This is a genomic window from Marinifilum sp. RC60d5, assembly GCF_052400665.1.
GTDB lineage: Bacteria > Bacteroidota > Bacteroidia > Bacteroidales > Marinifilaceae > JBQTGK01.
The window spans coordinates 15,167-29,633 of record NZ_JBQTGK010000008.1; the positions used below are offsets into that span (position 1 = coordinate 15,167).

The 14,467-nt window shown below is 34.1% G+C and carries 8 protein-coding genes; 1 reads left to right on the top strand and 7 read right to left on the bottom strand.

What is annotated here, in order from left to right; translation table 11 throughout:
• Positions 1-100 precede the first annotated feature (100 nt).
• The 5 genes from ACT3CE_RS14885 to ACT3CE_RS14905 all read right to left on the bottom strand — a co-directional run bounded on the left by ACT3CE_RS14885 (position 101) and on the right by ACT3CE_RS14905 (position 8,645).
• Complete coding sequence (locus ACT3CE_RS14885) at positions 101-1,801, bottom strand: SusD/RagB family nutrient-binding outer membrane lipoprotein (protein WP_444710563.1); 1,701 nt, start codon at positions 1,799-1,801, stop codon at positions 101-103.
• Between the two features lie 11 nt (positions 1,802-1,812).
• Positions 1,813-4,923, bottom strand: a complete 3,111-nt coding sequence (locus tag ACT3CE_RS14890) for a SusC/RagA family TonB-linked outer membrane protein (protein ID WP_444710564.1) — start codon at positions 4,921-4,923, stop codon at positions 1,813-1,815.
• A gap of 39 nt (positions 4,924-4,962) precedes the next feature.
• A complete protein-coding gene (locus ACT3CE_RS14895) occupies positions 4,963-6,105 on the bottom strand; it encodes a dipeptide epimerase (RefSeq protein ID WP_444710565.1) in 1,143 nt (380 codons plus the stop codon).
• Between the two features lie 14 nt (positions 6,106-6,119).
• Entirely contained in the window at positions 6,120-7,289 is a 1,170-nt protein-coding gene (locus ACT3CE_RS14900) for a C40 family peptidase (protein ID WP_444710566.1), read from the bottom strand.
• A gap of 234 nt (positions 7,290-7,523) precedes the next feature.
• Positions 7,524-8,645, bottom strand: coding sequence for an anhydro-N-acetylmuramic acid kinase (locus ACT3CE_RS14905; RefSeq protein ID WP_444710567.1), 1,122 nt, complete (start codon positions 8,643-8,645; stop codon positions 7,524-7,526).
• A gap of 315 nt (positions 8,646-8,960) precedes the next feature.
• Here ACT3CE_RS14905 and ACT3CE_RS14910 point away from each other — a divergent pair, with 315 nt between their 5' ends.
• Positions 8,961-10,886: a serine hydrolase domain-containing protein gene (locus tag ACT3CE_RS14910; RefSeq protein WP_444710568.1), complete on the top strand. Its 1,926-nt coding sequence runs from the start codon at positions 8,961-8,963 to the stop codon at positions 10,884-10,886.
• 83 nt (positions 10,887-10,969) lie between these two features.
• Here the strand turns inward: ACT3CE_RS14910 and ACT3CE_RS14915 are convergent, their stop codons facing one another.
• A complete protein-coding gene (locus ACT3CE_RS14915; RefSeq protein ID WP_444710569.1) occupies positions 10,970-12,397 on the bottom strand; it encodes a sodium:solute symporter in 1,428 nt (475 codons plus the stop codon).
• A gap of 149 nt (positions 12,398-12,546) precedes the next feature.
• Positions 12,547-14,043: a glycoside hydrolase family 10 protein gene (locus ACT3CE_RS14920; protein WP_444710570.1), complete on the bottom strand. Its 1,497-nt coding sequence runs from the start codon at positions 14,041-14,043 to the stop codon at positions 12,547-12,549.
• Positions 14,044-14,467: the final 424 nt, after the last annotated feature.

Here is a 14,467-nt window from a genome sequence, read left to right on the forward strand (position 1 = left end):
GATGAGTTTCATTGAGAAAAACACTGGCTATTTTCAACGAGAACATTAATACAACCGCCCTCTAAAAACGGGCGGCTGTAAAAATATATAGTATTAAAAATTATTTCGTTAAATCAACAACATCATCAGCATCAGGAGTATTCCACCAAACTCTGGTTGGGAAACGTGATGCATCATCATTATCTGGTAAATTTGCTGAATTTCTTTCAATATTTCTATTGTCGTATTTAAGAGCGCGAATCCACACCTCTGCACCATCAACCTCATCACCTGAAGCTGGGAAAATACTAGCATTAAGATTTTGAGGTCTTTTAAGTCTAGTAAAAGTATTATCGTATTCAACTCTACGCAAATCAACCCAAGTTTCAGGATTCATTACTGTTGCGATATGTTTTTGAGTCATAATACGCTCCAGGGTAATATTTGCAGCTCCAATATTATCAACATGAGTCAAATAATCTGCAATCTCGGCCGCATCAACACCCATATTTGTCATGTCTGCTTTAATACCTTCTTTGTATGCAGCAAAAGCAGCCGCTTTATCACCATTTCTGAAATTTGCCTCCGCTTCAATAAACTTACACTCTGCATAAGTAATCAAATACCAATCAGAATCTGGACTAGTATAAAACAGACCATTAGGCTTACCATATTGATGACCTCTAGAGAAATACTCTGTTGAATCCATGACAATTGTACTATCCTTTGCAAAAGCCAATCCTGTAAATGGATTGATATCACCAGCAACAAAATCTACAGTCTCTTTTACACCATTAAACCCATTTTCGCGATATGTTCCCATAGGAACACCTTGATACATATCTAAGCCAGTTAAACCATAAAGCTCTGCATCTAAAGCAGGTTGCACAATAAGAGGCAAACGTGGATCTGGAACAGACTCATTATTCAACAGTAAAGGATCTTTAAGGTTATCAACAAAAAACTTCGACCAATTGTCTGCGCGAGAATCGAAAGCACCTTCTACTTCACCACCTTCAGTATCGGACCATGGGTAGATATTATTTTGAGTCTCTTCACCTGTAAATTGCCTTTTTGCATTATCGTCATTTGAACTCATAGCTTTTCCGCAGGCAGCAATAACTGCTGCTGGATCATATTTAAAATCACCTGAAGTCTTGGCAGTCATATGATTCAAAAGACGAGCCTTAAGAGCCCAGGCAAACTTCTTCCACTTCGAAATATCTCCCTGAAACATCACATCCGTACCAATTACATTAAGATCAATTTCATTTGGCTTATCAAAATCTAAGAGAGCTTCATCAATAAGTTTATGTATTCCAGCATAAGCATCCTTTTGAGAAGTTAATTTTGGCGTAAGAATAAGCTGATCTTTAGCATTATAAGAGTCCTCCATAATTATATCACCAAGCTGATCGCTAACCATAGAGAAAAGATAGGCTCTCAATATTTTTCCAACAGCTGAATAATGAGGCGAATTATATTCTTCACCTAAGACAATTAAATCGGCAGTATTTGGAAGAGCATTAGTATAAAGGTATTGCTCAGCAGCGTAAGAAACCGTTCCCCATCTCCATCTGGAATAATATGTTGTTCTTTCAGTAATATGATAAGAGAGCACAGTACCCTCTCTCGATAATCTACTTTGTCCAAAACCGGTAGTATTATCTATGGTAGCCAACAATCGTTGTTGAGGTGGTAAAGCCATATTTGATGGCTTTGTTTCTGATTCATTAACATCAAAAAAATCATCGGAACAGGAAACTACCCCCCCTAACAAAAGTACAAGTAGAAACCCGCTAATTATATTTAATTTTTTCATCTATTGCAATTTTAGAAATTAATTTTAACACCTAAATCAAACCCTTTAGTATTAGGAGTACTTAGATTATCAAGCCCTATAGCTCCGGAGCCACTAACAGAAGCACCAAAAGAAGCTATTTCAGGATCTACACCTGAGTAATCGGAAATCATCAATAGATTTCTACCAGTAGCAAATACCTCCATCCTTTCAAAACCGATCTTATCAAGAAAAGTTTTAGGAAGATTATAAGAGAGAGTTACATATCTAAGTTTAACGTATGTAGCATCTTCAATAAAATTCTCAGCATTTTGAGAATACTGGTCTTGATAATAGTTCTGATCCTTTAAGATAGGAGTCGTATTTTTTTCATAAATCGTATTACCACCCGCATCTACACCATTTTCCATAACACCATCCAAAATAAATGTTTCGGTCATGGATCTATCCTCTGAGGTCGTACTTAAACCATAATAGGTTAGAGCTGCTTCGGTAGCATTATAAACATCGCCACCAATACTCATATCGAAAAGGAATGACAATCTGAAATTTTTGTAGGACATTGAGTTGATAATCCCCATAGTCCAATCTGGCATACGATCAACATCCGGAAAAATATCCTCACTAAGAGAATAATTTCCATCGCTATTAACTATCCTATCACCATTTTCGTTTCTCTTTGGTCTTTTACCCTTTAATCCGAAAAGATTACCCTCCAAAACGGCAGCACCTAAAGCAGTACTATTCCATGTCCATGACTGATCGTTATTTACCTCAACTAATTCACCAGGAAGATCGTAAACAGTACTTTCCATTTTTGCAAAATTGAAAGACATATCCCATTGAAAATCGCTGGATCTAGGAAGTAAAGAAACATTAACTAAAGCTTCGTATCCTTCGTTTTTAACAGAACCACCATTAAGTTGAGCTATATAAGCCCCTGCAGCCGGCGGTAGTCTCACATTTAAGAGTTGGTCTTCCGACAAACTATGGTAGTAACTAAAATCTAACTTAACTCTATTCTTCAAGAAACGAGCATCCATTCCAATTTCAAATGAAGTGGTAAATTCAGGTTTCAAATTTGGATTACCTGCCTGATCCGAATTCCATGTATAACCATCAGAAACAGGAACATAGTGCCATGAACGAAGTGTTAAATAAGACTCTGACATGTGAGCACTAGCATCTTTACCAACTTGCGCCCAAGTAGCTCTTAACTTAAGGTATGATAGGAACTTATCTGAAGTAATATCGGCACCTAATTCTTCAAGAAGATCGGAAACAACAACAGAAGTACCTACAGATGGATAAAAGAATGAATGATCTCCAATTGGCAAAGTAGAAGACCAGTCATTTCTTCCGGTTACATTTAAAAACGCTATATTTTTCCAACCAAATTTAGCTTCACCAAAAACACCCATGCTTCTTCGTCTATACTTAGACTCTGAAAGAGTTTGATCATCAGCAGCAATATTTGACACACTATATATATCAGGAGCCTGAAATTTATTACCTCCAGTATAAGTTGTTCTTGTCTTCTTTTCGTCAACTGTATGCCCTAAAGTTACATCAAGAGAATAATCTTCGTCAAAAGTTTTATTCATCATAACAAGAAGCGTAGAAGTCACTAAGCGACTAGTCTTCTCATACTGTCTAAGGTAACCATCAGATCTACCTTTTATAAGAGATCCAAAATCAGTAATCTTCTTATTAAATTGAGAATAATAATCGGTTCCTAAACGATAAGAAATGGTAAGAAAATCGACAGGTTTATAATTCAAATTCACCTGTCCAATTAATCTATCAACCTCATCGCTATTAGGTGAATTATCAAGACTCCAGTAAGGGTTATCAAACTCTTGATCTTCTTTTGAATCCATAAATATCTTTTGACTACCATCTTCGTTTGCATAATCACGAGCATCATAGGTGACAGGATATTTAAGCATACTTATAAAAGAACCACCCGAAGAGGTACCTTGCTTATTACTTTTAGTTTGAGTGTTAATATACTTGGCATTAACACCAATCGTCAGGTTTTTTCTAAATTTCGACTGTGCATTAAAAGTAAGATTCAGTTTTTCGTAACCGGTATTTTCGATAACACCATTTTGATCTAAATAAGATGCAGAAGCAAAAATATTTGTTTGATCATTACCTCCTGAGTAATTCACATTGTATTTTTGTGTGACTGCCTTATCGAATAAATTACTGATATTATCATAGGTAGGAGTTCCTTCAGGAATTACATCACCCCAGGATTGTAAGTATATTCCTGGTGATGGGTCGTAACCAAGAATATCTCCATCGCTATTGTATTCATAACTTCCCTGTCCGTAGGTATTCTGTATGTCAGGAGTTCCTATAACCTCGTCAACAGATAAAGTAGAAGAGAATGAAATTTTACCTTCACCGGTTTTACCTTTCTTAGTTGTAATAATTATAGCACCTTCAGCGGCTTGAATACCATAAAGAGCAGCGGCTGTAGCACCTTTCAATACCGATATCGATTCGATATCCTCTGGATTAATATCGGAAGCACGGTTAGCACTAGCCACTTCAGAACTCGAATTGGTAGAGTTATCGATAGGTAATCCATCAACAATAAAAAGCGGTTGGTTATTTCCACTCAAAGAAGATCCACCTCTAATCATTATAATAGATGAAGCTCCTGGCGAACCACCAGCACTACTAATGCTTACACCTGCAATTTTACCTTGCAAAGTGTTCACCATATTACTTTGGTTACCAGCTAGCAATTCTTCAGATTTGATATTCTGAACTGCATATCCCAAAGATTTTTTACTCTTTTTAATACCCAAAGCTGTAACAATAACCTCGTCAACTCCAATCGACTGAGCTTCCAGCACTACATTAACGATCTTTTGTCCTGTAAACTCAACCTCTTGAGCTTGCATTCCAACAAAACTAAATACCAAGGTAGTACCAACCTCTGCATTCAATTCATATTTACCATCAATATCGGTTATGGTTCCAACTGTAGTTCCTTTTTTTACAATTGATACCCCTGGCAAAGTTACCTTATCGCTATTTGTAACTGTACCTGTTACGAGCAAATCCTGAGCCCAGGATATATGCCAGCCAAAAAGCATGATTAAGGTCAAAAATGCGATTTTTTTCATAGTGTAAAATTTAGATTAGCAAGAAATTATCATATAAATTTATAATTCTTTAATTCCAATACCTGGACTATCAGGCAAAATAATTTTTCCATTTTCCACAGTTACTCCTAAAAACGGATCATTCGATATCAAAAGATTTCCATCTAGATCAGCCCAGTCTACCACTGGAGACAATTGCGAAGCAGCACTAACTCCGCAAGAAGTTTCTGTCATACAACCAATCATCACTTTCATATCAAGCGATCGGGCTAAGTTAATCATTTTATGTGCTTCTCTCATTCCAGTGCATTTCATTAATTTAATGTTGATTCCTGAATAAGCGCCACTTAGTTTTGGGACATCAACTAAGCGCTGAACACCTTCATCGGCAATAGTTGGCAGCGGACTATGCTGAGTTAACCATGCCATATCATCTAAGTTATATTTGTCCATAGGTTGTTCGACAAATACAATTCCCTGTTCTTTTAACCAATGAATTTTATCTAAAGCCTCGTACTTATCTTTCCACCCCTGATTTACATCAACACATAAAGGAACATCGGTAACTTTTCGAATTGTATTAATCATTTGCTCGTCGTTACCCCGACCAATTTTCACCTTAAGAATTTTATATGGAGATGCCTCTTTCACCTTTTCTGTAACTACTTCAGGCGTATCGATACCTATTGTAAAAGTTGTAAGCGGAGTATTTTCCTGATTGTATCCCAAAATTTTAAACCAGGGTTTTTCTAATAATTTTCCAATTAAATCATGAAGAGCGATATCAACAGATGCCTTTGCAGCACAATTACCCGGCGCAATAGAATCTACATAAGCAAGAATTTCATTTAAACGAAAAGGGTCGGAAAACTGCTTAAGATTTAAACTCTTTAAAAAACGATTGGCTGTTTCATGCGATTCGCCTAAATAGGGTGGCATCGAAGCCTCCCCATAACCTACATAACCATCCCATTCAATTTTTGTAAGCATTACAGGAGTAGTAAGTCTAGAATAGGAAGCTATTGTAAAAACATGTTTTAACTGCAATTCATAAGGCTCAAAGCTTAATTTTAAGCCACCACCTATTCCGCCTGATTTTCTGCGTTTGTTTATATTATCACACCCATCAAGCAAAGGAAGAACACAAGCTGCTCCCAATAACATTCCAGTATTCCCTAAAAATTTTCTTCTGTTTGTTGTCATCTTATATAAGTTTCTTAATACCACGGATGTTCAGCAACTCTAATTATTCCTGCGTCTCCTATTCTATTTAAAACTCTTCGGCCACCGAGCCATGATATACTTCTGTAGTTATTAAAATTATCAGCTTCAGGATCAAAACTATTAATTTTCACTCTTCCCGAGGAATGAATGTATTCTCCATTTTTCATATACATTCCTACATGAGTAACTTTTACATCTGTTTTATTGCTTGCTTTTTTTCCAAAAAACACCAAATCCCCTTCTTTTAATTCCTTATAAGTCTGCTTAGGTGATATGCTATCTCCATGAAGGAACTGTAATGATGCATCGCGTGCCAATATTATACCATTCATAAAGTATACAGACTTTACAAATCCACTACAATCGACACCTTTCGAAGAAGTTCCTCCCCACAAATAAGGACGACCAATAAATTCTTTTGCTGTTTTTGTTAGAATAGATGATTCTTTTATTTCATTCTGTTTCCAATTATCAAACTCAATACACTTGTTTTTATCCAGCTTAACAAGACGGCCATCCGGTAATTTTAAACGATAAATGTAAGATTCATTTTTTTCTATCTCCAGGATTGAACCTGCAACAACATCTGTAACAACATCTCCATTAATCCCTTTTACAATTTCAAAAGAAGGAGTAAAAACAATTCTCTTTGAATTCCTCCAGGCTGCCATCTCTTCTTTACTTTTCAAACTTAAAGCTGCGGCATCAAGCCATGCGATATAATTATCCGGAGTTTGCACCAAATACCAAGATCCATTTTCTTTTAAAACCCTTACAGGTGTTCCTAATATAGCTTGCGAAACAAGCTCTGATGAATGTTTTGGCTCACTTCTTAGGTTCACAACACTTAAATTGACCAAACCCCAATTTTTTTCACCTAACTTCTCTTCTGGAAGTAAAACAAAATCATCTATCAAATGAACTTTTAAACTTTTTAAGTTAGAAAATAAAGCCAATTTAACTTTTGGCAAGGATGTTTCTCCATGAACTACAAGACCATCATCAGAAAATGAGAAACTTGTAGTATAAATCGCCTCTCTGCTATCTGGAGCAAGCTGACTGCCAATCTCCTGCGAAATTTCAATCGCTTTAATTAACACATCATCTTTATTAGTACACGAAAACTCAATAATAAGTAATAATATACAACAAATATATCTCATATTAAATTGGTATTACATGTTATGTATTTCCAAAAATATAACACATCAGTTTAAAATCAACACTAATTTGGCATGCTATAAAACATGTAGTGAAATTTAGAACACCCTAATTACCTAAAGATATTCAACTATTTACCCCAAAATATACTAATTTATATAATTGATCTCAAATTTCATTCGAAGGAAAATTATTTACTTATCACTAAAAAAATAATTCAATATAATTAATTTGTATTACAAAGAAATATCTTTAATCCCATTATTCTTATATAAACTTCCCAAAACAACTTTAGATCTTGCTCCAGTTACCTCTGGCAGATTACCTTCACATTCCAAAACTCTTTGTTTTGCTAACCATGCGAATGCCATTGCCTCTACCAGCTGTTCATGCACATTCAATTTAGCTGTCGTATTAATTTCAACACCCGGAGCAAATGCTCCAAGCCTTTCTAATAAGAAAGTATTAAATGCACCTCCACCACAAACATAAATGGAAGTATAATCAGGAGAATATAAATTTATTGCATCAACAATAGTTCTAGCTGTTAACTCACAAAGAGTCGCCTGAACATCCTGTTCTGAAATTTTCGAAAAATTTGTTAGATGATCTTCAATCCAATTCATATTAAACAATTCCTTTCCAGTACTTTTAGGAGCCACTAAACCAAAGTAATCCTCCTTTAAAAAACTCTCCAGCAAACCATTACATACACGCCCGGATTTTGCCCAACTGCCATTACAATCATATTTTTTGTCTAAACACTTTTGAATCCATAAATCCATTAAACAGTTTGCAGGCCCGGTATCCATACCAACAAACTTATCCTTATTAAGGATCGATATATTAGCAATTCCCCCTAAATTTAAGATCACCCTATTTTCAGAATCAGAACTAAAAAATTCTTTATGAAATGCAGGAGTTAATGGAGCTCCCTCACCACCAAAAGCCATATCCATTCTTCGAAAATCTGTTACTGTCGTGATTCCAGTATTTGCAGCAATTAAATTACCATCACCCAACTGCATTGTAAAAGGATATTTACCTCTAGGATTATGAAACACTGTTTGCCCATGACAACCAATTGCGATAACATCCTTTCTATCTACACCAGCTTCTAATATCAACTTATTAATACTTTCAGCATACACTATTCCTAAGCGATGATCTAATTCTCCAACTTTTTGCAATACTATTTTATCAGATCTCAAAAGTTCTTTTAACTCCTCAGCTAAATTATCGGGAAAATCATGAGACACACTTGCAATAAGTTTAATTCCTTTTTCGCTAATTGAAACCAAAACAGCATCTACACCATCTATGCTAGTTCCTGACATTACACCAATATACATTCCCATATTTTACCGTAATTTAATTGCTTTTTATTCTACAAATTAAAAAATAAGCTCAAGCTATCATACATGATGTATCAATGAATTAATGGGCTATTATCTATAAATCATTAAAAATACAATGCTCAAATTCTTCTTTTTACAGATGGGCATCGTTTCATAAAACATGCATTTTAATGACTTTAAACCGAAAATACACCTTTTCTCATTCAAGTTTTACACAAAAACAGTATTATATAACATTTTTCATATATGATGTATTACAAATATGGCAATTATATCTATATTTACACAATATCTTTACTTTTAATTAAACACATTATGACACGCTTGTACTTAATCACAATTATCTTATGTATCTTTCAATTTAAGCCTGTTGCACAAATTAAAATTCTAAATCTTAAAGATTCTATTCGTCAAGATACGGCATTAACTACGAACAATAATATTGATTCAATTACAAGTAATATTCACAAAATAATTAAGTCTATATATGTACTGGAAAATAAAAAGAATTTAATACCAATTCAAAACTTGGAGAAAGTTCAAATTACATCCATTTCTATAGATACTTTAAATAACGCAACTCCTTTTCAATCAACACTTAAAAAATACACTAAAATATCTTGCCAAAGCATTCACCCCGACTCTTTATTTAAAGAAAATATACTAGCAAAACTTAAACTTTGTTCAACAAATATCACAATCTTAAGTATTCACGAAATATCCTCAGATAAAACTAAAGCTGTTAATCAATTTATTTCCAGGATAAGCAATAAAAATAAGCTTATCATCACCCTATTCAATTCTAAAGAACTATCTGTACTTAATCAAGAATTAAATCAATCAACATCGCTACTGTATACTAAAAACAACAGTCCAAAAGCACAAGAGTATGCAGCACAAATAATCTTCGGAGGAATTTCCTCAACTGGTATTACAAATAATACAATTGGTCGATTTAAAAAAGGCTCAGGCATAAAAACCAATGGTGAAATAAGGTTTCAATACACTATACCGGAACTAGCAGAAGTTGACTCAGAAACTCTCAACAGAACTATTGACTCTGTTGCAAATCTAGGATTAAAGTTTAATGCTTATCCTGGCTGTCAGATTCTTGTTGCAAAAGATAAAAAAGTAATTTATCACAAATGCTTTGGGTATCACACATACAATAAACTACAAAAAGTAATGCCTGATGATATTTACGACTTAGCTTCCGTTACAAAAATTACAGGACCTCTTCCTGCTATTATGAAATTTGTAGACACAGGAAAAATCAATTTAGATAAAAAATTCTCCGAATACTGGAAAGGCTTTAAAAGAACCAATAAAGAAAATATCATTTTAAGAGATATCCTGGCCCACCAAGGAAGGTTACGCCCATGGATCCCTTTTTGGACAAATACCGTGGACAGCCTAAAAAGATTCAAGAAACGAACCTACAACTACAGACAATCTAAAAAATATCCTATTGAAGTAGCACCACAAATGTTTCTTCATAAGAATTACAAAAAGAAAATCTACAAAGCCATTAACCAATCTGAGTTACTTACAACAAAAGAATATAAATATTCAGGTCTGGCATTCTACCTGTTTCCTAAAATTATAGAAAATATATCAGGAAAAACTTTCGATAATTTTATAAAAGAAGAATTCTTTAGACCATTAGGTGCATACACATTAGACTTTAATGCGTACAAAAACTTCCCGTTAAATCGAGTTATACCAACTGAATACGACAATTATTTTCGAAACAATCTTCTTCATGCCTATGTTGATGATGAAGGCTGTGCTATGATGGGAGGAATATCTGGCAATGCCGGCTTATTCTCTACAGCAAATGACCTTGCGAAAATGATGCAAATGTACATGCAAATGGGTAAATATGGTGGTAAAAGATACCTCTCGGAAAAAACAATGAAAGAGTTCACAAAAATCCAGTATCCCAACAATAACAATCGTAGAGGACTAGGATTCGACAAACCATTAATAGGGAATGACACTCTATGTTTACAAGAGTGCTATCCAGCCTACAGTTCAAGCAAAAGTAGTTTTGGTCATTCTGGTTTCACAGGAACATTCGTATGGATGGATCCTGAAAACCAATTAGTTTACATCTTCTTATCAAATAGGGTACATCCAAGCAGAGCAAGTCGTGGACTCTACACAAAAAATATTCGAACTGCTATCCACCAGGGAATTTACGATGCAATTGATAAATTTAGAGTGAATTATAAAGATTGAACAAAACTTAAAAATCTATACAAAAGGTCGACTTGTATTATTTTAAGTCGACCCTATTTACAATAACTAAATTCTTATCCTACCTACTTTGAACGATAAGAAATTATCCACAAACCAATAAAAGTAATTAACCCATTAGCAATTAGCAATTCAAAACCAAAACGGTATCCCCAAAATAAGCTCTCGGAGTACATATTCAAAACATACGTAAGAATTGGTGACAATAAACAAACTACAGGTACCCAACGATCACGCACAGCGCGCTTATTCCCCATTCCAAATACAAATAAACCCAACAATGGCCCATAAGTATACCCTGCAACTTTAAAAACTGCAGTCACTACACTATCGTTGTTAATAATATCAAAAACTACAATTACAAAAAACATGATTATTGAAAATATCAGGTGAATTAATAATCTCTTTTTGCGAGTTACATCTCCACCCAAAAAATCAACACAAAAGGAAGTTGTAAGTGCTGTTAATGCCGAATCGGCACTAGAATATGCTGCGGCTGTAATTCCCAATAAAAAAACAACGCCAGCTAACAAACCAAAATGATTTAATGCCAGAAAAGCATACACTTCATCACTTTTTCCGCTAAGTGAAATTCCTTGTTGCTGAGCAAAAACATACAAGAGTACCCCCAAAGAAAGAAATAACACATTTGCCAAAACAAAAGAAAAGCTAAAATAGTACACATTCTTCTGGGCTTCTTTGGTATTTTTACACGTTAGATTTTTTTGCATCATATTCTGATCTAAACCATTCATTACAATCACAACAGCAATACCTGCTAAAAACTGCTTGAAAAAATTTCGTGGCGACTGCCAATCCCAATTAAAAACTTGAGAATATTCATGATTTTTCACACTATTCACCAGCTCAATATTATTCAAATCTAATTTTTTGGCAATAACGATAATCGTTATAACTACTGATGCCAACATAAATAGAGTTTGCAAAGTATCAGTCCATACAATAGTTTTAATTCCACCTCGAAAAGTATAACACCAAATCAATAAAATTGTAATTAAAACTGTAACCCAAAATGGAATATGAAATGCATTAAAAAAAGCAAGTTGCAAAACTCCCGCCACAAGAAATAATCTAAATGAAGCCCCAATAGTTTGAGACACTAAAAAGAAAAATGACCCTGTTTTATAGGTTCTAAAACCAAAGCGTTGATTTAAATAAGTATAAATTGAAACTAATTTTAATCTATAATAGAGAGGTATTAATACTTGAGCTACTACCCAATATCCAACTAAATTCCCCAAAACAAATTGAAAATAACTCCAGCCAGTATTTCCTACTTCACCTGGAACTGATATAAAAGTAACTCCTGACAATGATGCTCCAATCATCCCAAAAGCAACCAGATACCAAGGCGACTGTCTATTTCCTGTGAAAAAAGTTTCGTTATTACTGTTTCGAGAAGTTAGCCAGGAAACAATCATCAGTAGTGCGAAATAGCCAAAAACTACTCCAAAAACAATCCAAGTATTCATTAGTGTAATATTAGGTTATAGGTATTTAGTACAAGAATTAACCAATAAAAAACTCCTTTAGCTTAAAAAAAGAATACTCCATTAGTATCAGATTTAGTAGCCAAACTCTTTTGTAAAGCAATTCTAATCTTCTATTTTAATGATATTTTTTACAACTCTCCTAAAAAGTCGAGAGGTTTACTGGCATTACTTTCTGTATTTGTTCTGCTTATAGCTGTAATTACATACTTATAATTCTTAAATCCGCTATCCAATTTTAATTTAGGTTGAGTTGTGATAGTAAGAATTGAACCTACTCTGCTAAGTTGTATTTTATCTTTTTTGTTGAAAACATAAACAACGTAACATTTTGCATTTTTCACTTGATCCCACTTCAAGTACCCATCACTTAAAACAATTTTTTGAGGAGCTGATAATCGAATTGGAGTAATGGTTTTGTATTCAGGTATTAATGATAATTTCTGATAAATTTGAAATTGCAGTTTTTCATTAATCTGTAATAGATTATTCATAAACGATTTCGAAGAAAAAAACATACTCCCATCAATTCGTTTCAACTTTCTATTGAGTCTCAATTGAGTAATAATCTCATCGGAATTTTGCCAGGCTTCCGCTCTAGATTTTGAATTTAATCGATAAACTCCATGACCAATATAGCAAGGCTTTCCATACGAATTTCGATTCCACCATTTAGCTATTGTCCGATAATTGGCGACTTTTTTACCAATGTGCCAGTAAATCTGGGGAGCCACATAATCAATCCAGTCATTTTTTAGCCATAGCAAAACATCAGCATACAAATCGTCGTAATTTGTTTGCCCAGCCTTAGTTCTTGAACCTTTTTTATCGACACTTTTATTTCTCCATACTCCAAAGGGAGATATTCCAAAAGGCATCCATGGCTTTATCGATTTTATGGTATCATTAATCTGCTTAATAACTTTACTTACGTTATCTCTTCTCCAATCATCTAGCCTATCGGGATAAAATTCTTTACCATTATTAACAAAGCTCAACGAATCGGGAAAAGCTTTTCCCTTAATTTTATATGGATAAAAATAATCATCAAAATGAATTGCATCTATATCATATCTTCGCACAACATCACCCACAACCTTCGATACATAATCTCTGGTCTCTGGTAATCCAGGATTAAAATATTTGTGCTTCCCATATTTTAAAAACAGTTCGGGTTTGGTATTGGTAATATGATTTGGATCTGTCCTGGCATTCTTATACAGAAAAACTGCACGATAAGGATTCATCCAGGCATGCAATTCCATAGCTCTTTTATGACACTCCTCAACTGCAAATTGCAAGGGATCATAAAAAGGATCGGGAGCAATTCCCTGTTCTCCGCTTAACCATTGCGACCAAGGTTCATAAGGAGAATTATAAAAAGCGTCAGTTGCTGGTCTAATCTGAAAAATAATGGTATTCATCCCATTTTTCTTGTGTTGATCCAACAGAGCAATTAATTCCTTTTTCTGTTCATCAACTTTTAAACCTGACTTCGATGGCCAATCAATATTATCAACCGTAGCAACCCACACTGCCCGCATTTCTCTTTTTGGGGATTTTTTCTTTGCCAATGCACCAAAAGCAAACAAGACCAATAATATGCCAATAAATCCTTTTTTACTCATTATCTTATTTTATTTGCGAATAATTAACTTCGAGATCTTTTTACGATCTAATTCCAATATTGTCGTAATTATCTTGGTATTGCATCATTCGCCCAAAACCAAGTTCATCCTATATTTTACATACAAAACAAAAACTTTCCAATATCGATACCAATTAAATAGCTACAAAGAAATAAGGATTTAAAGAACTATTCACATTCCTAACAACCATCAAAGTGGTAATACATCTTACAAAAATATAAAATTTATTAGTTTTGCAATGAAATAATCAAGAAAACAAATCTCTAAATTTCAAAAACATATCATACAAGACATCATGATAGATAACAGTGGATTAGACAAATGAAAAACAGCAATACTTATACCACTTATATCGATCTAAAGTCACTATTTTCATCAAAACCAATCTTCAGCAAAATATCGA